The following is a 23,548-nucleotide window of genomic DNA, read 5'->3' on the forward strand; positions in this document are numbered from 1 at the left end:
TCTATACTTCTCTTCGCAATACCTCCAGCGGAGACTTACTCATGATTCCCTGGATATTCAGCATGCCTATACCTACGGTTAGGACAATGATGCCTATCAGGATACCCACTGCTGGACCCAAATCGGGTGCATATTCGATCTCAAAACTGAACTTCGCCAATGCCCAACTAGCAGCCAAAGCCAACAAGATACCGGTAAGGGCAGCCAGAAATCCCAAAAAGATATATTCCCAGGCATTGATCATGAGAATTTTCCGCCGGCTTCCTCCCAGTGTCCTCAATAGCACAGACTCTCTGATCCGCTGGTATTTACTATTGATCACCGATCCTATCAGGACCAGCAAGCCAATGCTGATACTAAAGAATCCCATAAACTGAATTACGAAGGAAACTTTCTCCAATATCTCTTTCCCCACTTTCAGAATCAGGGCCAAATCAATAACTGATACATCCGGATAATTCTCGGCTAGTGCACGTTGAAATTTAGCCGAATTTTCATTCGAATTGGTTTTGGTAATAAGGACCCTGAATTGAGGGGCTTCCTCCAAAACTCCCTTTGGAAAGAGAACTATGAAATTGGTTTGTACTCGTTGGAAATCAACTTTGCGGAAACTTCCTATATAAGTCTTTAATTTTAGACCACTGACATCAAATACTACCTCATCTCCTATATCGACTTTGAGGGATCTTTGAGCAAAACCTTCCTCAACCGAGATAAATATGCTGTCCCCGGGATTTTTTATTTCGCCTATCCATTTGCCTTTAACTACTTCCTCCGAGTCAATGATGCTATCTCTGAAGGTTACGCGATATTCTCTATTCAGGGTTCCACCTCTGGGAACTGTACGCGTAGTATCTTTCAATAATTCTCTCCTGCTTCTCCCTTTCCACTCTGCCAGCTGCATCGTCACTAAAGGAACATCCTGTACCACAGGAAAATCATAGGTCTCCATCAGCTTTGTAATCTCGGCTACATCTTCCGGACCTACATCATAAACAACCATATCCGGTCTTTGTCCCTGATCACTTAAGGCAATATTTTTGACCAGCATTCCCTGCATGAAAAAGAGGGTGGTGATCAAGGCAGTACCCATTCCGATAGCCACTACCATGATGAGGGTTTGGTTATTGGGGCGGAAAAGATTGGCAATACTTTGGCGGAAAACAAAACTCCAGTTTCTGGGGAAGAATCGCTTGAGCAAGAACATCACTGCATAAGCTGCTCCCGCGAGAATAAGAAAGCCCAAAGCCATAGCACCGACAAAAACCAGGGATTCCTGAATTTCGCCGATCTGCAAATATGCAAATCCCCAAATGAAAAGACCGATTCCCAAAATTACCAACCAGTTCCAAATATCTCTTTTTCCAGAGCCGGAATCGCTGGAAGCTCGCAATGTCATCAAGGGAGAAACCCTTCTGATTGCTAGCAGAGGTAGCAGAGCAAAAAGTACCGCAATGCCCATACCCACGGCAATTCCTTCTCCCATAGCCGGAAGGGAAATATTACTGCTGGCACTAATAGGCAGGAATTCTCGCAGAATCATAGGGAGAATTACCTGCAAGGCACTTCCCAGTAAGGCTCCAAGTACAGAACCCACCAATCCCATAAAGAGTATTTGAATGAGGTACATGCTAAAAGTAGAGCCTCCTTCTGCACCCAAACATCTGAGGATAGCAACCGTGGAAAGTTTATCTTTTATATATACATGTACAGAATTCGCGACGCCAACACATCCCAAAAGCAGAGCTGCAAAGGCAACCAGATTTAAGAATCGAGTCAGACCTTCGAATGCATCTCCAAAGTCCTCCCTTCTTTCTTCGACCGTATCATATCGTAATCGCAGTTCCCGAAATCTGGGACGCATCTCATTCAGGGCTTCTTCGCTCGGGGTATTTCCCCCTAAAGAAAAATAGCGCTTATAGGTAACTCTACTTCCTTTTTTGATCAAAGAAGTCTTGTCGAGGTATTGCATAGGGATGTAGACAGGAGCATATACCATGCTCATCATCTGCACCTGCCCCGGCACCTGCAACAGTTTGCCTGCGATTTCGAAGACTACATTTCCAATCTTGATCGAATCCCCGACTTTGGCATTGTATTGCATCATCAGGGTTTGATCTACCAGGGCTTTCTTTTCCTCTCGGAACTCCTGACCTGCAGACTCTGGTACCGTTTCAAATTTTCCGAAAAAGGGGAAACCGTCTTCTATGGCTCTGACCTGAACGGCACGTGTATCTCCGGTTTTGGGAAAGAGTACCATCGAACTGAAGGCGTATTCATCAGAACTCGGTCCTTCAAAATCCTCTAGGAGAATATTGGCGGAATCCGTAAAGGCCTGATTGCTTTGAATTACCAGATCAGCTCCAAGAAGTTCTTTGGATTGCTCATTGATATCTTTTCGAAGATTATCTCCAAAAGTATTGATGGCAACCAGAGCTGCTACTCCGAGAATAATCGAACCGGTAAAAAGAATAAGTCGGGACCGACTTCTGCGGCTGTCCCGATAGGCCATCTTGAAGGCCCATGCGAGGCTATTTCTTTTGTTTTGTTGAGGAGAAAGATCGCTCATGTTTTGGGATAAAATTTGGGGCCGGATTTAAGCTACACTATCTGAAACGATCTCTCCGCCTTTCAAACGGATGATGCGGTCGGTTTTTTCTGCTAATTCGGGATCATGGGTAACAATGATGAGGGTTGTACCGGCTTCCTGATTGAGTTCAAACATCAGGGCTTCTACCTGTGCAGAGGTTTCATCATCGAGATTTCCTGTAGGTTCATCTGCAAAAAGGATGCGGGGCCGATTGGAAAAAGCTCTGGCAAGAGCTACTCTTTGTTGCTCACCACCCGAAAGCTGGCTGGGATAATGATGGTATCGATCCCCCAGACCTACCCGGGTCAATAATTCTCTTGCGACTTCTTCTGCTCCACTCTTCCCTTGCAATTCAAGTGGGACCATCACATTTTCCAAAGCAGTCAGGGTAGGAATTAGCTGAAAATTTTGGAAAATGAAGCCTACATATTCATTCCGGATAGCTGCTCGCTGATCCTCATTCAAACTTGCCAAAGAGGAGCCGTGCAATTGAATGTCGCCGGTACTTGCCTTATCGAGACCGGCACAGAGACCCAATAAAGTCGTTTTACCACTTCCAGAGGGCCCAACAATAGCCATTTTGCTACCGGGAGCTACGTCAAAATGAATGTTTTTTAGAACGGTTAGGAGTGAATCACCACTGGGATAGGATTTACTTAGGTTTTCTACGCGTAAAATTGAATCCATGAAACGATCGGATTATGTCTTTTAAATGGGATTAGTGTGAAGCATTAGAAGATAGACATCGGTATGAGGAAATTTATTCCAAATTAGTTCTATTTCTCTGATACTTAAACTGAAGGAATTCTTATAAGTTTCGTTTACCTTTGAAAAAAAGCAGATAAGATGAAAAAATACGTCTTTTTTCCCATTTTAGTCCTAATCATGTGGGCTTGTGCCGGAAGTACAGACAATTCTCAAGCAAAAGAAGAGGAAACAGAAGATCAGACGATACGCATGAAGGAATCTCAATCTACTCAAGAGGCTTCCGAGCAGGATGCAAAAAAGAAAATCCTCATTTTTGGCAATAGTTTGACCGCTGGATATGGCCTGGACAATCCTATGGACGGATTCGCTGGCCTGATCCAGAGGAAGTTGGAAGAATTAGAATTGCCCTATGAGGTGATCAATGGAGGAATCAGTGGAGAAACCAGTTCAGATGGAAAAGGCCGGATAAAATGGATGATGCGGCAACCCGTGGATATATTTGTGCTCGAACTGGGGGCAAATGATGGTTTGCGGGGGATCAATCCTGGAGCTACTCACGATAACCTTCAAATCATTCTTGAGACTGTAAGAGAGAGCTATCCGGATGTGAAATTGTTGGTGACGGGCATGGAAGCACCTCCTAATATGGGAGAAGCCTATACCGAGGATTTTCGTTCGATCTATCCCAAATTGGCTGAGGATAATGATGCGGTTCTTATGCCATTTTTACTTGAGGGAGTTGCCGGCGAAGCAGAATTGAATCAGTCTGATGCCATTCATCCAACAGAAGAAGGCCACCAAATTGTTGCAGAAAATCTTTGGGCAATTTTGAAGGATATGATAGAGGAAGTAAATTAGGCCTTCCAAGCCAATACCTGAGAATACAGACAATGGAGGATTTATGAAGGGTGCTTTTACCAAATCGACTCATAAATCACTATTATTGCATCATAAACACATCTAACATGAAACCCTTCAAGACTTTACTAATTTTTACCCTTTCCAGCTGCTTGTTTTTTCTTGCCTGTGATGATAAAGCGTCCACTTCCAGTGCAGAAGCCGGGACGGAATCAACAGTCGGTTCTACTGAAACCAGCACAGAAAGTAGCAGGGAGGTTCCGGCAGCTAATGAAATTCAATTGGGAATTTGTTTGTGGCCACAAGCGGGTTTGCGTTCTATGCCAGGTAGGGGAAAGGATGCCAAATGGTTGGCAGGTATGAGTTTTGGAGAGGTAGTAACTTTGACAGGAAAGGCTGAGGAAGCAGGAGACAGGAATTATCTCGAGATGGAACTTTCAGATGGGAAAGTTGGATGGTCTTATGACTATCTCTTTGCGGTAAATGCACAAAGAGCAGCTGCAACGGGTACGGTAGATGTTTATTCTCGTCCAGACCTTACGACATTCGATGGAAAGCAGTTTGAGCGCGGAGAGATTTTCGCTGTTGTTAATGATTCCGAAACGGAAGGTTGGATGGAAGTTTTTGGACAGGAAAAGAAGAAGAAAGGCTGGATTAAAGAAAATACGAATTTCAGTACAGATGAGGTGGATGTAAATGTTGCGATCATGTTTTCGCGTGCCTTATTAGAAAAGAATCCTATCACTCAGGCAGAAAAACTGGAAAACCTGAGCAAGAATACCCTTTTTGGAGAATCTCCTTTGATGAGTATTGTCAACAATAAACTAGAAGAAGTAAAGCAGATGACGGCTTTACCTGCTAATCAGTTGATGGTTACAACGGACAACCTCAATGTCCGCAGTGAGGCAGATTCTGAAGCTGACAATATTCTATTTAAACTTCAGTCCGGGGATATTTGCAATATCCTTGAGAGAGGGGCGCGTACCGAAATCAGAAATATGAATGATTACTGGTACCTGGTGGAGAAGGATGGACAAGAAGGTTGGATCTATGGCTATTTCACTTCCAAGAAGTTGGAAGAAGCAGTACAATAATTGAAAGAATTACGAATGAAAAAGGCGGCGATATTTTCGTCGCCTTTTTTGTTTTTGGACTGGAGCCTTAACAGCAACTAGCTGTCATTGTGAGCCGGAATCTCCGGCGAAGCAATCTCCTTGAGTCAGCGTAAACAATTTAGTGTAAGGAGATTGACTCAGTTTGTTCGCAATGCCAAGGCTGTTTAGGTTGAACTATTGGAGTCAGCCTGAGTCCCGTCGAAGGGTCTAAGCCTTTCCCCTCCGTCTTTCCTCAACGCTCATGAAGGCCATGGAAAAGAAGTGTCTGAATAGAATTAGGCGTTTCGCTTTTGCTCAGGGGATACGTCTTCCTTTCACCCTACTACAAAAAAAAGACCCCACCAAAGGCAGGGCCAGTCTATCTTTATCTTAAGGGATTTTACTTCCCCGTAAAGTTCGCTTTTCTTTTTTCGAGGAAAGCAGCTACTCCTTCCTTTCCATCATCCGAAACCATGGCTTTGCCAAAACTTTCGGCTTCTACCTCATATCCATTTTTGCTGCTGTAGCCATTTCTCGCATTATAGCCTGCGTTTAGGGCTCCCATCGCTAACTCTATGGCCTTTGGAGATTGTTTATAGGCTTTTTCCAGGATCTCTTCACATTTTTCCCTCAGCTCGCCACGTGTCGTAACATAATTGACCAGGCCTAATCTGTAGGCAGTATCTGCGGAGATCATATCGCCAGTGATCATAAGCTCAATGGCTTTTCCTTTGCCGATAAGTTGTGCCAAGCGTTGCGTACCTCCATATCCGGGTAGAAGTCCCAGCTTTACCTCAGGAAGACCGAATTTAGCATTCCTGGATCCTACACGCATATGACAGGCCATTGCCAACTCACAACCACCTCCCAGGGCAAATCCATTCACCGCTGCGATGATAGGTTTGGGGCATTGCTCTATGTCAAAAAAGATTTTCTGTCCTCGGCGGGAGAGTTCAGATGCCTCTTCGCTACTAAGGGTCGTAAATTCTCCTATATCTGCACCTGCAACAAAGGCTTTGTCACCTTCTCCAGTGATATAGGCCCCTTTCAATTCGGGATCGTTTTTTAAGGTTGAAATGGCATCAGAAAGCTCGGTAAAGACTTCTGAGTTTAAAGAATTGAGCACCTTAGGCCGATTTATTGTAATAATAAAGGTATGGCCTTTTTTTTCAGTGTGGAGGGTGTTGTACATAGGGTTTGCTAGACCTTAAAATGCTAGAAATAACGTTGAGTCAATAGGCTAGCAAGATACTAAGAAATAAAAGGAAAGGCCTAGCTTGTGGGTAATTATTCTGTAAGGGAATCTCCAAATTCCTTATTACTGCTTCCCAGATCAAAATCATCTACAACACCCGGATAGAATTCTGATTGCATCAGGTTTTCTATTTCCTCCATGGTCTGTTGGGTTTGCTCAGTTTCGAAGAGGAGATTTTCGATCATTACATCCTCTCGCTCTGTATTCTGAACGGAGATGGGCTGATCTTTGATGTACTCAACCATTTCTTCAATGGTCTGTAATTGCTCTTCGATTACCTCTTTGTTTTCCTGGAGTTTGTAATAGTTGTCCATACGTTTTTCCAGAATCTTGAGGCGCTGCTCTTTGATTTTTCTCAGGCGGCTACCTGCATTTTTAAGTTCCTGATTGAGCTTGTCAATCTCAGTAACCGTTTCATGCATGGCATCTTCATTGGAGATTTCAGGAAATCGATCCTTGAAATACAGAAGACGAGCATATGAAAGCTCGATCGCATTGAGTTTGCGAATAAAATTCTCTATAACGGAAGGGATGGTGGTGTTCATTTTCTTGAAACCTTTTCTCACTTCCTTCACACGATTTCTCAGTTTGTCAAACCTTTGTTGAGATTCGCGGCTTAGTTCATTGTAATAATCAACCAGGGTTTTTGTTTTCTTAAAGGCATCGATATCCTTTTGGTACTTCGCATTGATCGCCCGGATGAAACGGGGATTGCGGCTAATTGCACTCAGGATACTCAATTCCAGTCCTCCAGCCATCAATATGATAGAAGAAACTGCGAGCCCCTCATTGAATGGAAATAACTGTGGTACCAGAAATATGCCCAGTGCAGCAAGTGTAGTAATTACTGCCAACGAGGCGAGGTGCGCGGGAAAGAAAAACGCTTCCCGTGTATAGTTGATAAATTTTTGAATCCTAGACTTCTTCTTTGCCAAAGCGTTATAAATGTTTTTGCATGTATAAACCTCTCAATATTCCTACTCAATCTGCTGCACGGAAGTTACAAAATACAGATAAATATTATAAAATTATGCACCCAGCTTTTCAATTGCAGCATCTATTCTGCTGAAAGTTTCAGCTTTTCCTAATAAAGCTGCAATTTCAAATGCATCTGGACCTCCGGGCACTCCGGTGAGTGCCAGTCTCAGTGGAGCAAGAATCCTGCCTTTTCCCAGTTCCTTTTCCTCCGCCAAAGATTCAAAGCCCTCATAGAGTGCATCTCTGTTCCAACTTGCGGCCGCATCAAATTTCTCTTTCAAAGCCTGCATGATTTCCGGCGTATTCTCTTTCCATTGTTTTCGCGCCATTTTCTCATTGTACTCAATTGGCGCATGGAAAAAATAGCTCCCTTCTGTTGCAAATGCTGAAATCTTGGAAACCCTTTCTTTCATCAATCCAATAAAACGCTGCAAATACACATCATCTTTTTGTGGGAGATCTCTGTGGGAAAGGTCTTCTTTGAGTAATTTGAGTAGCTTTTCTTCACTAAAGACTTCCCGGATATAGCTTTGGTTGAACCAATTCAGTTTATTTAAGTCAAAATTACTGGCGCTGCGGTTGATTCTTTCCAGGCTGAAGAGCTCGATCAAACGATCTTTGGACATGATCTCTTCATCATTTCCCGGATTCCAGCCTTGTAGTGCCAGAAAATTTATCATTGCTTCAGGCAAATAGCCGTCTTCACGGAAACCGGAAGCATGTTGTCCTGTTTCCGGATTTGTCCATTCAATAGGAAATACAGAAAAGCCGAGTTTGTCTCCTTGCCTTTTACTCATCTTCCCTTTTCCATTGGGATTGAGTATGAGTGGAGGGTGGACGAAAACCGGAATTTTATCTTCCCAACCCAGGGCTTTATAAAGACAGATGTGTAGAGGAGTTGAGGAAACCCATTCTTCTCCCCGTATGATATGACTGACGCCCATATGGTAGTCGTCTACCACAACTGCCAGGTGATAAGTTGGCATGCCGTCTCCTTTCAGCAGGATCTTGTCATCCAGTTGGCTGCTGTTGAAGCTAACTTCCCCTCTGACCATATCGGTAAACCTAATGTCCCGATTCTCGGGCATTTTCATCCGAACTACATAGCGTTCACCAGCCTCCAGCCTTCTCTCAACTTCTTCCTTAGATAAAGTCAGGCTATTTTTCATCTCGCCACGGGTAGCTGCATTGTATTGTTGCACACTGCTTCCGGCTTCTTTTAGCCTGGCACGCATAGCATCCAGTTCTTCCGAAGTATCAAAAGCATAATATGCATTTCCCTCAGCCAGGAGTTTGTCTGCAAACTTTTTATATAAACCGGATGCTGCACGTTCACTTTGTCTGTAAGGCCCAAATTCTCCTCCGATGCCTGGTCCTTCGTCCGGTTCTACTCCTATCCAGGAAAGTCCTCCTTTGATATGCTCTTCTGCTCCGGGCACAAAACGTGTACGATCCGTGTCCTCAATACGAAGGATAAACCTTCCGCCTTGCTGTTTGGCGAGCAAATAACAATAGAGAGCCGTTCTGACTCCTCCAATATGTAAAGGTCCGGTTGGACTAGGTGCAAATCTTACTACTACACTCATGGTCTAATGATTTATGGGGCGCAAGTTAGCAATTCGGGGCAAAGGCTTCAAAAGCAATAGCTGATTATTTCGCACTCGACAAAAATCCTGTAACTTGGATGAAAAAGAAGATGAAAAAATATACTCTTTTCGCCCTTTTTTTGCTGTTCTTCCAATTCTCAGCCTTAGGACAAAAGCTTTCTGCAAAAGATGAAGCGGCTATCCGTTCGGTTTTCAAAGCCCAGGAAGATTGCTGGAACAAAGGAGATATCGATTGTTTTATGGAAGGCTATGTGAAATCGGAGGAATTACTCTTTATCGGCAGTTCCGGAGTTCAGAATGGCTGGCAGGAAACCATTGAGCGATATAGACGCTCCTATCCAAATAAGGAAGCCATGGGTTTTCTGACTTTTACGATGATAGAATTTAGGAAACTGGGGCCAAAGTCAGCCTGGGTGCTGGGCAAATTTCACCTCAAAAGAGATATCGGAGATCTCAGCGGCCATTTTACCCTGGTTTGGAGAAAAGAAAAAGGAAAATGGTTGATTTTGAGTGACCATACGAGTGGATAGCTTCTTCCTATCTTTGGGGGAAAATTAATAAGGCATGCCTATTTAGTTTTCTAAACTGAAGATCATCGAGGGCCTCAACTCCCTTGATATTTACTACAAAAGGGAAAATCCCCACAATCGCTGAAATGATGGGAATAGTAACTGAGAGTGGGAGATCGGAAAAAATAGGTATTCGAGGGCCTTCGTCATTTGGGACCACATTGTAAGGATCAAAACCACTATTGCCATTGATGGATGGGTTGATAATGAGATCTCCCAGCAATCCCACACCCACTCCTATGCCCAGACTTAGGAGAAAACGATCTTGTTTCTTTAAAGAAATTCTTTCAATCTGATTTACAGAAATCTCTTTGAATTCACGATTCTCCCAATCAATGTCTGATTTTCTGTTAAGGTCCGGTAAGTAAAGAATGCTTTCCCTGCTTACAGAAAACAGAATGCCTCGTTTGATCTCACCATTCTTGAGGACAATCTTAGCTTTGCTGGCTCTTTTTCGGAATTTCTGTTCTGAATCCTGAGCGTTAATACTTCCAAACAGGAACAGACATATCAGGAGGAGAGAAAAGTGTTTCATGATACCTGCTTTAATTCATATTAGGAATAAATATACAAAGCAGATGATGAAATTCAATTGCTGGATAGACTTATCACAGGAACTGATTGATTTGTATCCTCTTTATTTATGGGCGAAATGAGTTGTTGTTTTTGAAGCTTTTTGAGATGTCGATCTCTAAAATAAGGAGTTCCTTTTTGTTTGATATCATTGGGGACGAGGGCAATGATAAGCCCTGTTAAACCTCCTAAAAAGCCAAAAGGGACGGAGCTAAATACACCATAGCCGTTTTCCTCTCCATAGATCGTTCCTCCAACTGCCCCTATCGCAATACCACTAAACAATAAAACTTCCATCTCCTGCCTGGATATCAACTTGATTTTATGGATGTTTCTGGCTGGAATTTCAATCAAGTTTTTTTCTTCCAGTTTCAATGCTTTTACTTTCTTCAATCCTTCCCAAACCCAGATACTGCTATCATTTGCAGCATAGAGGATACCCTCGACTTTTACTCCCTCTACCATTTTGACTATGATCCTTGAAGCATGTTTACGGAATATAGGTTCCTGGGCGAAAGAGGAGGCAAGGAGAGAAATAGAGAATAGAAATAATACGATAGAGGTACGCATGATGGAAGCTGTTGGAATGTTTTTTCAAGTATAACTTCAGATGCAGCTTCTCCACATGAGATTTATCAGTTCGTATTATGACTTTATGCCTAATAAAGGAATTTCAAGACTTTCTGTAGCCTCGGCCCAATCTTTCCAATCACATGCTCCAGAAAAGCGGCCTTTGCGTCATTGGTGGCTGTAGGGTAGGGGTGAATAGTTCCCATGATATTGAGAAAGCCTTTCCCTTGATTTTGGGTCATGATAAATTCCTGGACCATTTCACCTGCATGAGGGGCTACAATAGTTCCTCCCAGGAGTTTTTCGCCCAGGATGGTTTTTCCTTTCTCCAAATAGATCAAGATTTTCCCATATCGAAAATCGCTCACGGTTGCCCGATCTCCGTGCATATCGTGTTCAATGATTTGGTATTTCTTTCCCATCTTCTTCAATTCATCCTCCCTATATCCAAATGTCGCAACTTCAGGCTCGGTATAGGTTACTGCCGGAATTGGTTTACGTCCGCTTTTCGCTTTTTTGAAAGGAATGAAAAAATTGGAAAGGATGATAGAGGCTTGTTCGGCGGCCAAATGAGAAAATTGACCTTTGCCGGCTACATCCCCACAAGCATAGATATGTTTGACATTTGTTTGTAAAGTATCACTAAGGACCAAGCGCTCTTTTTCACCCAGCAATATCCCTGCTTTTTCTACGGATAAAGATGAAATGCTGGCTATTCTACCAATCCCGACCATCAAGGCATCAAAATCAAGTTCTCTTACTTCTCCATTCTTTTTTTTGATTAATGCCCGTGTATTACTGACAAACGCTGAGACTTCCGCCTCATTTATGATCTCTATTCCTTCCAACCGAAGCCTTTCCTCCATCAGTGAACTTACTTTTGGATGTTCCCTGCCTAATATTCGATCTCCGCGGTTTACAATGATTACCTCAGATCCCAATCGATGAAAGGCCTGACCCAGTTCGCAATTGATCGGTCCTGCACCTACGAAAAGAAATCGTTTGGGTAGGAAGTCGATTTTGAAGATGTTCTCATTTGTAAAGGAATGTTCGACTTGCTCGATCCCTTTAGTATTGAGTTTTCGGGGAACAGAGCCTGTTGCAATAACGATGCGCTTTGCTCTATACCGTTCTCCGGACACTTCGACTGTATGCGAATCCACAAACTTTGCCCATCCTAAAGCAAGTTCGACTCCTTCCTTTTCCAAATATTCCGGGCTTTCATGCTCCCGAACCAATTCCTGTTTTTCAAAAATGTAGTCCGTTACTTTTTTGATATCTACCTTTCCGCTTGTCTTGATTCCAAAGGACTCAGTCTTTTTCGATGCATGCACCAAACGACTCACATGAATCAGGGCTTTACTTGGCACACATCCATAATTAAGGCAATCCCCTCCAATGCTCCTTGCATCCTTGTCGATCCCCAAAACCTTGAAGCCTGCTTTGGCCATAGAGATGCTGAGTGTGAGACCGGCAGAACCCAGGCCGATGATGATGAGGTCGTAGTTTTTCATAAGGAATGATGTGTTCTAGTGTTCTGGTGTCCACCTGTTCTTGAATGAAGCCGTCTCACACAAATATGCACAAGAATACGAGAACAGCTGAACACAAGAACACCCAAACAGCTGCTTTCAGCTGTCCTACCTATGACATTCGCCTGAATTTTTCTCTGATTTGTCTGAAATAGAAACTTCCTAGCAGAAACAGCAGATTTAGAATAATCTTTATTTCTATTTTAGCTCTCCTAAACTAATTCAACAGAATCACTATGAAGCGACTTAGCGCTATTTTCCTGATACTTGCATGGGTGACTTCCGCCTTTGCACAGGAAGTGCCCAATACCAATCAAAATAAATTCCGCCAGATGGGGCAGGATCTCCCTACTCCCAACTCTTACCGCACAGCTTCCGGAGCACCGGGAAATGAGTACTGGCAAAATGAGGCCGATTATGTTATGGATATCGCCCTCGACGATGCAAAGCAAACCATTTCTGGTACAGAGACGATAACCTACCATAACTATTCCCCGGATCGCCTGTCTTACCTTTGGGTCCAGCTGGATCAAAATATGCGGGCCAAGGATTCTGATTCTTATAAGATCAGAACAGGTGAGATGAATAGCCGCATGTCTTTTGGTGGCTACAATCGGATGGAGAATAATTTCGACGGAGGTTTTAAACTGGAATATGTGCAGGATATCAATGGAAAGCCGCTAAAGCATGTGGTAAATAAGACCATGATGCGCATTGACCTTCCTCAAGCGCTCGAATCAGGAGCTTCCGTTTCTTTCAAAATCAAGTGGTGGTACAACATCAATGACCGCATGAAGATCGGAGGACGTTCTGGAATGGAGTACTTCGAAGAAGATGATAACTACCTATATACGATTGCACAGTTCTTCCCACGTATGTGTGTTTACAATGAAGTGGAAGGATGGCAAAACAAGCAATTTCTAGGAAGAGGAGAGTTTACCCTTCCATTTGGAGATTATAAAGTAAAACTGACTGTTCCTGCTGATCATGTCGTGGGAGCAACCGGAGTATTACAGAATCCTAAATCTGTGATGAATTCAGCGGAGAGAAGCCGCTGGAAGAAAGCTCAGAGTTCTGATGAGCCTATCATCATTGTCACAGAGGAGGAAGCACGTGAAAAAGAGAAAAGCAAAGTCCTGGATAAGACCAAGACCTGGGAATTCCATGCTGAGAATGTACGCGACTTTGCTTTCTGTTCTTCCCGTAAGTTTATCTGGGATGCCATGAGCGTGAAGTTTGGCGATAGAAATGTCATGGCGATGTCTTACTATCCAAAAGAAGGAAATCCTCTTTGGGAAAAGTATTCGACTCGTGTGGTAGCTCATACGCTTAAAACCTATTCTAAATTCACTTTCGACTATCCATATCCTGCTGCGATCTCCGTACATGCTGCTCGTATTGGTATGGAGTATCCGATGATCTGTTTCAATTTTGGTCGTCCGGAGAAAGATGGAACTTATTCAGAGCGCACCAAATATGGAATGATCGGTGTTATTATTCATGAGGTTGGACACAACTTCTTCCCCATGATTGTAAATTCTGATGAGAGACAGTGGACCTGGATGGATGAAGGCCTCAATACTTTCCTCCAGTACCTGACCGAGCAAGAGTGGGAAAGGGATTATCCTTCCCGAAGAGGACCTGCGTATAAGATTACGGATTACATGAAAGGAGACAAACGTTTCATTTCTCCGATCATGACCAATTCTGAGTCAATCTATCAGTTCGGAAATAATGCCTATGCTAAACCTGCTACGGCCCTGAATATTCTGAGAGAAACCGTTTTGGGAAGAGAACTATTTGATTATGCTTTCAAAGAGTATTCTCAAAGATGGAAGTTCAAGCATCCTAGTCCTGCCGATTTCTTCCGTACCATGGAAGATGCTTCAGCGGTTGATTTGGACTGGTTCTGGAGAGGATGGTTCTATACAAATGACCATGTAGATATTTCCCTGGATGAAGTACAGTGGTTCCAATTGGATACCAAAAATCCGGATATCGAAAAACCCATTGCAAAATCCGGTGCTGAAAATCGTTTCATTGGAGATACCCGCAATAAAGAAGACATCAAGGAGACCGTTACTGAGCGTCTGCCGAATATGAATGACTTCTATAATGAATATGATCCCTATGAGGTAACTATTCTGGATCGCCAGGAATATGAGCGTTATATGGCGGGCTTGAGTGATGAGGAAAAGAAAGTGCTGGAATCCGGCCAAAACTTCTATCAACTCAAATTCAGCAATAAAGGTGGATTGGTTACTCCAGTAATCATGGAGTTTACTTATACAGATGGAACTACAGAAGTAATCCGCATTCCTGCCGAGCTTTGGAAACTAAACTCTGGTGGAGTTACCAAAGTATTCAAAACTGAAAAAGAGATAGCCTCTATCGAATTGGATCCCTTCCTGGAGACAGCCGATACGGATCTTTCCAATAACCACTGGCCTCCAAAGCCACAACCTACCCGCTTCGAACTCTTCAAACAACGTCAGCGTAGAGGGGGACAAAACCCTATGCAACGTGATCGTATGATCAAGAAAATGGAAGACGAGAAGTCGAAGAGTGGGAAGAAATAGTTGAGGTCTTAAAGTATTAGGGTGTTAATGTGTTAGAGAGATTTATTTCATCGCTAACACATTAACACCCTAACACCCTAACACCCTTGCACTTAAAACGTTCTTAACGTTTTAATACCTTCCTATTCACACTCCTCCCTTCAATCTCCATCCGAAGGATATACATCCCCGCAGGATGCTCCCGAGCTTTCCATTCAAATCTATGCTCTCCAGGATTTAGCAAGCCCCTGTGGAGGATTTCCAGTTTTTGTCCCTGTAAATTGTAAATACTGATCTCTGCTTCGAAAGCCTTTTGCAATTGGAAGCTGATCTCTGTTCGTGACTCAAAGGGGTTCGGGACAGTTTTGAGCTCGGCCAAAATACCGGACAATTCGTCTCGGGATATACTGGTAGGATTGATGACTTCAGTAAGTGCTGCATAGGCATCCACTTTTCCATATCCCCAGGTCGGATTGGGAACGGCTCCGGTGAAATTATCAGCTCGGGCGGTGCGTTGCAGGATGTCCTTTATCTGAGAAGCATCCAGGCTGGAATCAGCTTCCAGCATCAAGGCAATTATGCCTGTAAGTACTGGCGCTGCTCCACTTACTGCGCCCAGGGTTCCATAGGGATCATTCCCGCCCTGAATGACATTGAAGCGAAGGGTATTGAAATAGGAGCGTACTCCATAGGCCCCAATATTGGTGTTGCCAGGAACGCTTACTGTGGTACCTAATCGGCCATCATAGGTAGGACCTATGCTGCTGCCAGTCCACAGGCTTCCAAAGCCCCCTTGATTTCCAGGAAAAGTTCTGCTGAATCCATCGATATCTGTCCAGTTTTGACGGACTACATAGGAATTGGGGGCGATGTTGTATTGAGCTGTAGCCCCATACCAGATAGAAGAACCCGCTTCTACGAAAGTGGTGAATTTATTAGGACTGGCGCCAAATATATTGGCGGGATTGAGGGATGCATCGAAAGAACCATCATTAATGGTAGCTCCCGTAACTCTTATGGTATAATTAGCAGCAGGCCCTGTAAAGTCTATGAGTATTTCTCTTTTTGCACTGGTGGCTCTGAAGAAGTCTACATCTCTACCATTATGGTAATAGGTAAAATTAGTACCCGTTCGAGTATCACGGCTTGAATTATTAGGGGCCGTATAGCTTCCCAGGCTGCCATTGGGACCGATAATTTCGATATCAAAAAGATCCTGATCCGAGTACCAAAGACTAAAACGAAGAAAACCTGCAGCTGCCTTTGTAATATCGAGATCGATGCTTTGCCCTTGTGTGATCGTACTAGCTGCATGATTATCTGCTCCTCCATCATCACCGGTTCCATTTACAAAAACAACTCCCGGTTTACCTGGCCCAAAACGAGCATCTATGGCTCTGGCAAAATCACTGCTCCCATCCGTCGGTCCACCTATACTTCCAAAATTGGCCAGTAAGACTACAGGCTTGTTTTCCTCCCCGGCTTTATCCAATACAAAATCCATGGCTTTTGCAATGTCTGCTACGGGCTGCCCAGCTTCTGCGGCTTCATTGCCATGCGCAGGAGCCCCTTCTGTTACCATTTTCACGATGATAAATTGGGCATTGGGAGCTACTCCCTGATAAAGTCCATTGCTGGCCCGGCCATTTCCTCCTGCTATACCTGCAGTTGGGGTTCCATGGCCTACTGCATCGCGTGTGGGAAGCCTGTTTCCTGAAGTGAGGGCTGTATTAATATCTGCCTCAGAGAAGATAGTTCCGACACCATAGATGTTTCCGGCTGCGTTTGCTCCTGTTGGGTCATACATATCATAGATGTATAGGATACGGGTACTCCCATCCGGATTTCGAAAATCCATGTGTTCGTAGTCTATCCCACGATCCAAAATGGCGATTATAACCCCGTCTCCACTGAGGCCATATTCATCCCAGACCTGATCCACACGTGTTTCCTGCATAACCAGTGTATCGGCATAGGAGGAAGAGAGAATCAAGGGAAAGGAGAGTATTAATAATAGGACTTTGGATAGTCCGGACAAATCAATTCGAGTAAATAGATAATTCATAGGTCTCCTGCATTAAATTTTTGGCTTTATACCTAGATCGGGTTTATTAGGTAAATGTCATCAAGAAAAATTGATGTAAATTGAAATTGTAAGCAACATAAAGTGGAAATTGTGATTATATGTTATAAATACCTGCGTCTTATCCACTTAGAAGAATACTATTGAAATGAAGGAAGCACAAGAAGATAAACAAGCAGAAATTCTCCCGCCTTCCGGGATCTCGGGCTGGTTGAGAAAATTGGCGGATGAAAGCTGGCAAGCAGAACTGATCATCTCCGGTATCGCTATTGTAGGCTCTCTGAGTTTACCCCAACTCATCACCCAGCTCAGCAATTGGTGCCTTACGACCTTTGCAGAAGATAAATTTTTCCTAATAGGCATGATCCTGATGTATCTCTATATCATGGCCGGAGGACTGATTGTCGCATTTCTCGGACATTTCTTTATCCGGGTTCTGTGGATAGGGATGCTGGGATTGAGCTCTGTATATCCTGAAGGGATCAAGCCCATAGAATCATACAGTGATACTTTCAATGAAAATATGCTCAAGGAGTTTCCCGATATTGAAGCTTTCAGCCATAAGCTGGATCAGCGGGGGAGTCTGATCTTTAGCATTGCTTCGGCCATGTGCATGGTGGTTTTCGCTTCCATTATGCTATTGGTAGTGATCATTGCAGTGGCTAGTGGAATACATTTTATCCTGCCTGATATTCCCTTTGGATGGGCAGCTGGAGTTCTATTTCTATTTGTACTGATTCCTTCTCTGGCTGGAGGGATTTTTCATCTCAAACAATTGAGGGATAAAGAATGGGTGAAGAAGAATCACTTCCGTATTTTTTTATTTTCTAGCAAAGCGATTTATACCATCTTTTTCAAACCTTTCAGCTACATCATTTACACCCTGATCTCCAATGGAAAAAATCAGCAAAATATGGGGCAAATGTTGGTCGCAGCCATCTTTATGGGCTTTTTTGCAGCTGCAGCAACTTCCCAAAGTGATGTAAAATACTTTCTGGCAGCAGATGCTTTTCGTCGGCATGGGCATCCCTATTATGGCATGCAAGAATCTTTTTACGAGGACCAACGATCGAAGGGACAATTGATCCTCTATGCGAATATGGAATCTGATATAATCTCCGGAAAGTTCGTAAAGGTGTTTGTACCTATCATGGGAAGAGAATCGGAAGTCAGAGATAAGCTTTGTGGAGAATTTGGGGATGCAAAATCAGACGGTAAAAAGATCGCCAAGCAAGCATTCGAGAATGAATGTCTCAAGAGCTACCTGAGCGTCTATATAAATGAAAGCAAACTGGACGACTTTAGTCTTTTTAAATACGACCATCCGGAAACCGGACAATTTGGGGTGAATCTGTATTTGTCCTGTGAAACTTGTACAATCGGAGAAAATGAAATTCGCATTTCCCGACCTTTTCCTATGGGTGCTGACAAACCTTTTGATGTGTTTTTGCCTTTTATGTATGAGGGAGAATGATTGAGTGCTTCATTTAAAAAAGCTGATGCTACTTTCAGAAACCTACATCTATGAACACAAATCCAAATCCTGACCCAGGCAGTTGGCAAAGTTGGCTGAATCAATTAAGAAACAATAGTTGGAACCTTGAGCTTCTTGTGTCCGGTTTCTCTATCATACTCATTGCAAGAGGGCAAGAAAGCCTGGAAGAAAATATTAATTTCTTTGATTTAAACAGATTTGACAGTACCTGGGCTGAGCTCTTGTACAATATAAACTCCATCATCTACCTGATCCTGGAAATTATGTTGGTGAGTCTGGTAATCAATGTACTCTTGCGAGGTTTGTGGATTGGGGCGGTAGGATTAAGTTCGGTAAAGGATAAGGAGCTTAACATTTACGATAAATTTGCCCCCCGTTTTCAGTTCCTGAAATATTCTATCGATCATTGGGATGACTATATCGAGCGACTGGATAAACTTTGTAGTGCGATTTTCTCCTTTACCTTCCTATCTGTATTCATATTTATCTCCTTTTCGCTGGTAAGTCTGGTTTATTTTCCTTTACTGAATAAGTTGTTTTTTGAATATTTGGTGGAGGCTGTTGGGGAATGGATAGAGCCTGTAGGAACTGTGCTGCTTTATGGATTTCTCCTGATTTCTTTTATCTATTTTATTGACTTTCTCAGCTTGGGCTGGGTAAAGCGATTGAAGGGCTTTGATAAGATCTACTATCCCCTCTATCGCTTCATGGGCTACATTACTTTTGCTTTTCTTTACCGGGATTTATACTACCACCTGATCATCAAGAAGTACACCCGTAGATTTGGTCTGTTATTATTTCCCTTTGTCTTTTTTTGTACCTATTCCATCAACTTTTACCTGGAATTTTCCCCCTACCATACGGGTGTTACAACCTTGTACCACGCTTTGGATAAAGAGAAACCTGCGCTTATTTCTAATAATTTTTATGATGATGAGCGAGATGAAGATACCTTTGTCTACCGGGCGAGTATCCCTTCTAAAATCATAAAGGAAGATTATCTGGAGCTCTTTATTTCCTACCGCAGCCGATTTAATGATGATTTTGAGGAATTGTGTAAAGATTTGAAAATTTCACGTTCTGAGGGTTTGAATAATAACACCATTCAACTTTTTGAAAGTCCAGAAGCAGATATTCCGGAAAAGTTTGTAGAGTGTGTGGAAGCTTATTTTCAATTGAGCCTAAATGATAGCCTGGAGGTAAGTAGTCCCTTTATGTTCTACATCCATCCCAGAAAAAAAGAAGAAGGTTATCTGAATATAATTGATATCAAGGATCTTCCCAGAGGAAAGCATCATTTGACGATCATGCGCAACAGAGCTGAAAAAGAAGAGCCTTCGCATTACGCAGATATTTATTTTTGGAAGTAAGGGAAGTAGAAGCTCCTGAACGGAATTCTCCCTATCAGTCTTTTTGTAACCAAGGGAGAAAGCTGTATTATGATCTAAAACACAATATGTCCAGATCTATACTCACAATCATCCTCTCTTTTGTATTCACACTATCTTTTGGTCAGGAGCTAAAAATTTCCAATGGAAAACGGGAGAAGGCTTTCCCTAGCTCTACGGTATTTAAGATGATTATATCGGCGGGGGAAAATTATGAGGCCCAAAAATGTTGCAATTACCAGGAAATCGTAGGGCAGATTCAGTCAATAGGCAAAGACAGCATCAGGATGAAGCTCGATGAAGTATGGAGTCAACGAAATGTAGAGAAATTTGACTATGGAGAATTCCTGGAATCTCCTTCAGGAAATATTGATTTCAGCTTTCACCGTGATAGCATACGATTTCTATATGGATATCGGAGTCTAAAGGCAAAAAATAGAAAATCCATTCCCGAGGCGATAGGGGGCGTACTGATAGTTACAGGACTGGTTAGTGGATTAAATTCACTGATGGTCCTTGATCAGGAAAGTAAAAACAGACTTCGCATATCTGGCGCTTTTGAAGTGGGATTGGGATTGCTAACTATCTTTTTGTTCCAAAAGAAATCCTATAGTTTTATTCATCCTTCTAAACCCTGGAAGGTCATAAACTAAAGTAGGTGCCGATCAAGATCGACACCTACGATAATTGGAATACCAGATTCCGTTTGACTATACAACAATATTCACGATCCGTCCGGGAACTACAATCACCTTTTTGGGTGATTTCCCTTCCAACCATTGCTGTACGGTCTCATTTCCTAAGGCGATCTCCTCAACTGCTGCCTTGTCAGCATCGGCAGCTGCATCAATTTTTGTCCGTACTTTTCCATTGATCTGAACGGGATAATTGATGGTGGATTCTACCAAATATTTTTCTTCCCACTGAGGATAAGTGGAAAATAAGATACTCTCTTTGTGTCCGATTTTCTCCCACAATTCTTCGCAGAAGTGAGGAGCAAATGGAGATAATACCCTCAAGAAAGGCTCTAAAATCTCACGCTTGTGGCACTTCAAACGTCCCATTTCCTTTACAAAGACCATAAAGGCAGGAACACAGGTATTGAAAGCCAAACGTTCAATGTCTTCTTCTACTTTCTTGATACATTGGTGCAAGTATTTCAATTCTTCATCACTAGCTTTATCATCTGTTAAAATGACTTCTTCTTGCTCATTGATGAATAAATTGAAGGCACGCTTCAAGAAGTTATGTACTCCTGAAATTCCATCTGTATTCCAGGGTTTAGCCATTTCCAAAGGCCCCAAAAACATCTCATACAAGCGCAAGGTATCCGCTCCATAGTCTCTACAGATGTCTACCGGGTCTACCGTATTATAGTAGGACTTGGACATCTTCTCGGCTCTGGGAACCGTTTTGAACTCTCCATCGGCATTGGTGATGAATTCATACTTCCCCTCCAACATCGGATCCTTCTTGAATTCCTCCAAATCCAATGTCTGGGCCTGTACCATATTTACCTCGACATGTATCTCGGCATAGTCTGCTCTTTCGGCATCAGCAACCATGTCCGCAGAAACGAATTTCTGAACCCCATCTTCCACTTTCCGCAAGACCAATTGAGACGTACCCTGTATTTTACCCTGATTGACCAATTTGGTGAAAGGCTCTTCTACAGAAACCTCTCCCATATCATGCAAAAACATAGTCCAGAAGCGAGAGTACATCAAGTGCCCTACGGCATGCTCTGTTCCTCCTACATATAAATCAACCGGCATCCAGTAATCCACGATCTTTCTATCCGCAAATACTTTGTCATTCTTTGCATCCGGATAGCGCATGAAATACCAACTGGAGCCTGCCAAGCCGGGCATGGTATTCAAATCTACCAAGCCTCCATCCGGACGTTCTTTCCAGTTTTTGGCTCGACTCAAAGGAGGTTCACCACTTTCGGAAGGCTTATATTGATCTACTTCTGGCAAAGTCAAAGGCAATTCAGATTCATCCATGGGGTAGGCGATGCCATTCTTGAAATAGATAGGCGTTGGCTCTCCCCAATAGCGTTGTCTGGACCAAATCACATCACGTTGACGATAGGTAACTTCTTTGTCACCTATGCCCATCTCCACCAATTTGTCGATCATGACTCCGATGGCATCTTTGGCCACCATTCCATTCAAAAAGTCAGAATTGATGATAATTCCGTCTTTAGGTTGGTAAGGCTCATCCTCATTATCTCCTCCTTCGACTACCTTGACGATATCCAAGCCATATTTTTTGGCGAAATCCCAGTCGCGCTGGTCTCCACTAGGTACGGCCATGATGGCTCCGGTACCATACGTTATGACTACATAGTCCGCAATCCAGATTGGCAATTTCTCGCCTGTCAAAGGATGGATGGCATGACCTCCGGTAAATACTCCTGTTTTGGTCGTGTCAGCAATTCTGTCTTTCTCCGAACGGTTTCCTGCCCAGCTTACATATTCTTCTACCTCTTTCTGCTGTTCGGGAGTAGTGATTTTTGCAACCAAATCATGTTCAGGTGCTAAAACCATGAATGTATTTCCATATAAGGTGTCAGGACGGGTCGTAAATACAGTAATTGTATCTTCCACCCCATCTACATCATAGGTGATATTGGCACCTTCCGAGCGACCGATCCAGTGGCTCTGCATATTTTTCATGGAATCCGACCAATCCAAGTTGTCCAAATTGTACAACAAACGATCGGCATAGGCCGTGATCCGCAACATCCACTGACGCATTTGCTTGCGCTCTACGGGATGACCTCCTCTTTCGGATTTCCCATCCTTGATTTCCTCATTGGCCAATACCGTTCCCAAAGCCGGGCACCAGTTTACATTGGCAAAGGCATTATAGGCCAAACGATAATTCATCAAAATGTCTGCCTGGGCCTTTTCATCCATCGCCTTCCAATCCTCTGCACTAAAGCGCTCTTTTTGAGAAGTCGCTGCAGTTATGTTTGCATTTCCTTCCTTTTCAAAAATCGCAATCAAGTCTTCGATAGGTTGGGCTTTTTCGCTTTCCTTGTTGTACCAATGCTTGAACAACTTCAAAAAGATCCACTGAGTCCATCTGTAATAATCCTCATCAGAGGTAGACAAGACAGCATCTGGATCATAATGAAAACCCAAAGCTTCCATTTGTTCCAAATAGCGGGAGATATTCTTTTCGGTGGTTTCTGCAGGGTGGATACCTGTGCGGATTGCATATTGCTCGGCGGGCAAACCAAAAGAGTCAAAACCCATCGGGTGCAATACATTGAATCCCTTCAATCTTTTAAAGCGAGTGATGATATCAGTCGCGATATATCCCAGTGGGTGCCCTACATGGAGACCTTTTCCGGAAGGATAAGGAAACATGTCAAGAGCATAGTATTTTGGCTTCTCAGATAATTTCTCGGCTACGAAGGTTCGATTATCCTTCCAGTAGCTTTGCCATTTTTTTTCAATTTTTTGAAAGTCGTAACTTCCCATGGGTTAAGAATGAAATTTAAGTAAAAGTGAAAGCAGCAGGGGCCTGATCTCGATCTATAGCATAGCAAAAATGCCTCCCTTCTCATGCCTTTTGCTTTCGGCTTGCGAAGTTAATTCAAATTGCTGGCTTTCGCCAATTTAGACTAAGGGGATCAGGTCAGAAAAGATTCGTTAAACAAATCCTTTCCTGTGCTGT

The 23,548-nt window shown here is 43.1% G+C and carries 17 protein-coding genes; 7 read left to right on the top strand and 10 right to left on the bottom strand.

Annotation, left to right across the window (positions count from 1 at the left end):
• Nucleotide 1: 1 nt before the first annotated feature.
• Together R8P61_04155 and R8P61_04160 are read right to left on the bottom strand one after the other, a co-directional pair.
• Nucleotides 2-2,569, bottom strand: coding sequence for an FtsX-like permease family protein (locus R8P61_04155; GenBank protein MDW3646235.1), 2,568 nt, complete (start codon nt 2,567-2,569; stop codon nt 2-4).
• A gap of 27 nt (nt 2,570-2,596) precedes the next feature.
• Nucleotides 2,597-3,277, bottom strand: coding sequence for an ABC transporter ATP-binding protein (locus R8P61_04160; protein ID MDW3646236.1), 681 nt, complete (start codon nt 3,275-3,277; stop codon nt 2,597-2,599).
• A gap of 159 nt (nt 3,278-3,436) precedes the next feature.
• On the opposite strand from R8P61_04160, the gene R8P61_04165 reads away from it, so the two are divergent.
• Nucleotides 3,437-4,156, top strand: a complete 720-nt coding sequence (locus R8P61_04165; protein ID MDW3646237.1) for an arylesterase — start codon at nt 3,437-3,439, stop codon at nt 4,154-4,156.
• 107 nt (nt 4,157-4,263) lie between these two features.
• Nucleotides 4,264-5,250 carry an SH3 domain-containing protein gene (locus R8P61_04170; GenBank protein ID MDW3646238.1) on the top strand — a complete coding sequence of 329 codons (987 nt, stop codon included), beginning with the start codon at nt 4,264-4,266 and terminating at the stop codon, nt 5,248-5,250.
• A 400-nt stretch (nt 5,251-5,650) separates the two neighbouring features.
• On the opposite strand, the gene R8P61_04175 is transcribed toward R8P61_04170, so the two are convergent.
• From R8P61_04175 to gltX, 3 genes are all read right to left on the bottom strand, one after another.
• Nucleotides 5,651-6,442, bottom strand: coding sequence for an enoyl-CoA hydratase-related protein (locus tag R8P61_04175; protein ID MDW3646239.1), 792 nt, complete (start codon nt 6,440-6,442; stop codon nt 5,651-5,653).
• Nucleotides 6,443-6,537: 95 nt separating this feature from the next.
• On the bottom strand, nt 6,538-7,359 hold the full coding sequence (locus tag R8P61_04180; protein MDW3646240.1) for a hypothetical protein: 822 nt from the start codon (nt 7,357-7,359) through the stop codon (nt 6,538-6,540).
• Nucleotides 7,360-7,533: 174 nt separating this feature from the next.
• Complete coding sequence (gltX, locus tag R8P61_04185) at nt 7,534-9,069, bottom strand: glutamate--tRNA ligase (protein MDW3646241.1); 1,536 nt, start codon at nt 9,067-9,069, stop codon at nt 7,534-7,536.
• 110 nt (nt 9,070-9,179) lie between these two features.
• Between gltX and R8P61_04190 the strand changes: the two genes are divergently transcribed.
• Nucleotides 9,180-9,620, top strand: coding sequence for a nuclear transport factor 2 family protein (locus tag R8P61_04190; protein MDW3646242.1), 441 nt, complete (start codon nt 9,180-9,182; stop codon nt 9,618-9,620).
• Nucleotides 9,621-9,627: 7 nt separating this feature from the next.
• Here the strand turns inward: R8P61_04190 and R8P61_04195 are convergent, their stop codons facing one another.
• The 3 genes from R8P61_04195 to R8P61_04205 all read right to left on the bottom strand — a co-directional run bounded on the left by R8P61_04195 (nt 9,628) and on the right by R8P61_04205 (nt 12,316).
• Nucleotides 9,628-10,194: a hypothetical protein gene (locus tag R8P61_04195; GenBank protein ID MDW3646243.1), complete on the bottom strand. Its 567-nt coding sequence runs from the start codon at nt 10,192-10,194 to the stop codon at nt 9,628-9,630.
• 53 nt (nt 10,195-10,247) lie between these two features.
• Complete coding sequence (locus R8P61_04200) at nt 10,248-10,802, bottom strand: hypothetical protein (protein ID MDW3646244.1); 555 nt, start codon at nt 10,800-10,802, stop codon at nt 10,248-10,250.
• Between the two features lie 89 nt (nt 10,803-10,891).
• On the bottom strand, nt 10,892-12,316 hold the full coding sequence (locus tag R8P61_04205; protein MDW3646245.1) for an NAD(P)/FAD-dependent oxidoreductase: 1,425 nt from the start codon (nt 12,314-12,316) through the stop codon (nt 10,892-10,894).
• Nucleotides 12,317-12,570: 254 nt separating this feature from the next.
• Here R8P61_04205 and R8P61_04210 point away from each other — a divergent pair, with 254 nt between their 5' ends.
• Entirely contained in the window at nt 12,571-14,913 is a 2,343-nt protein-coding gene (locus R8P61_04210) for a M1 family metallopeptidase (protein MDW3646246.1), read from the top strand.
• A 103-nt stretch (nt 14,914-15,016) separates the two neighbouring features.
• Here the strand turns inward: R8P61_04210 and R8P61_04215 are convergent, their stop codons facing one another.
• Nucleotides 15,017-16,957 (bottom strand): S8 family peptidase, encoded by a 1,941-nt coding sequence (locus tag R8P61_04215; protein MDW3646247.1) that lies wholly within the window; start codon nt 16,955-16,957, stop codon nt 15,017-15,019.
• Between the two features lie 166 nt (nt 16,958-17,123).
• On the opposite strand from R8P61_04215, the gene R8P61_04220 reads away from it, so the two are divergent.
• The 3 genes from R8P61_04220 to R8P61_04230 all read left to right on the top strand — a co-directional run bounded on the left by R8P61_04220 (nt 17,124) and on the right by R8P61_04230 (nt 20,511).
• On the top strand, nt 17,124-18,449 hold the full coding sequence (locus R8P61_04220) for a hypothetical protein (GenBank protein MDW3646248.1): 1,326 nt from the start codon (nt 17,124-17,126) through the stop codon (nt 18,447-18,449).
• A gap of 50 nt (nt 18,450-18,499) precedes the next feature.
• Nucleotides 18,500-19,840, top strand: coding sequence for a hypothetical protein (locus R8P61_04225; GenBank protein MDW3646249.1), 1,341 nt, complete (start codon nt 18,500-18,502; stop codon nt 19,838-19,840).
• An 86-nt stretch (nt 19,841-19,926) separates the two neighbouring features.
• Nucleotides 19,927-20,511 (top strand): hypothetical protein, encoded by a 585-nt coding sequence (locus tag R8P61_04230; GenBank protein ID MDW3646250.1) that lies wholly within the window; start codon nt 19,927-19,929, stop codon nt 20,509-20,511.
• A 57-nt stretch (nt 20,512-20,568) separates the two neighbouring features.
• On the opposite strand, the gene leuS is transcribed toward R8P61_04230, so the two are convergent.
• On the bottom strand, nt 20,569-23,352 hold the full coding sequence (gene leuS / locus R8P61_04235) for a leucine--tRNA ligase (GenBank protein MDW3646251.1): 2,784 nt from the start codon (nt 23,350-23,352) through the stop codon (nt 20,569-20,571).
• Nucleotides 23,353-23,548 lie beyond the last annotated feature (196 nt).

The organism is Bacteroidia bacterium (assembly GCA_033391075.1).
GTDB lineage: Bacteria > Bacteroidota > Bacteroidia > J057 > J057 > JAWPMV01.

Excerpts from the sequence above, each read along its gene's own strand:
- R8P61_04190 (MDW3646242.1), top strand. The coding sequence starts at position 9,180 with ATGAAAAAATATACTCTTTTCGCCCTTTTTTTGCTGTTCTTCCAATTC.
- R8P61_04215 (MDW3646247.1), bottom strand. The coding sequence starts at position 16,957 with ATGAATTATCTATTTACTCGAATTGATTTGTCCGGACTATCCAAAGTC.
- gltX (MDW3646241.1), bottom strand. The coding sequence starts at position 9,069 with ATGAGTGTAGTAGTAAGATTTGCACCTAGTCCAACCGGACCTTTACAT.
- leuS (MDW3646251.1), bottom strand. The coding sequence starts at position 23,352 with ATGGGAAGTTACGACTTTCAAAAAATTGAAAAAAAATGGCAAAGCTAC.
- R8P61_04195 (MDW3646243.1), bottom strand. The coding sequence starts at position 10,194 with ATGAAACACTTTTCTCTCCTCCTGATATGTCTGTTCCTGTTTGGAAGT.
- R8P61_04220 (MDW3646248.1), top strand. The coding sequence starts at position 17,124 with ATGAAGGAAGCACAAGAAGATAAACAAGCAGAAATTCTCCCGCCTTCC.
- R8P61_04205 (MDW3646245.1), bottom strand. The coding sequence starts at position 12,316 with ATGAAAAACTACGACCTCATCATCATCGGCCTGGGTTCTGCCGGTCTC.
- R8P61_04210 (MDW3646246.1), top strand. The coding sequence starts at position 12,571 with ATGAAGCGACTTAGCGCTATTTTCCTGATACTTGCATGGGTGACTTCC.
- R8P61_04160 (MDW3646236.1), bottom strand. The coding sequence starts at position 3,277 with ATGGATTCAATTTTACGCGTAGAAAACCTAAGTAAATCCTATCCCAGT.
- R8P61_04200 (MDW3646244.1), bottom strand. The coding sequence starts at position 10,802 with ATGCGTACCTCTATCGTATTATTTCTATTCTCTATTTCTCTCCTTGCC.
- R8P61_04225 (MDW3646249.1), top strand. The coding sequence starts at position 18,500 with ATGAACACAAATCCAAATCCTGACCCAGGCAGTTGGCAAAGTTGGCTG.
- R8P61_04230 (MDW3646250.1), top strand. The coding sequence starts at position 19,927 with ATGTCCAGATCTATACTCACAATCATCCTCTCTTTTGTATTCACACTA.
- R8P61_04155 (MDW3646235.1), bottom strand. The coding sequence starts at position 2,569 with ATGAGCGATCTTTCTCCTCAACAAAACAAAAGAAATAGCCTCGCATGG.
- R8P61_04165 (MDW3646237.1), top strand. The coding sequence starts at position 3,437 with ATGAAAAAATACGTCTTTTTTCCCATTTTAGTCCTAATCATGTGGGCT.
- R8P61_04170 (MDW3646238.1), top strand. The coding sequence starts at position 4,264 with ATGAAACCCTTCAAGACTTTACTAATTTTTACCCTTTCCAGCTGCTTG.
- R8P61_04175 (MDW3646239.1), bottom strand. The coding sequence starts at position 6,442 with ATGTACAACACCCTCCACACTGAAAAAAAAGGCCATACCTTTATTATT.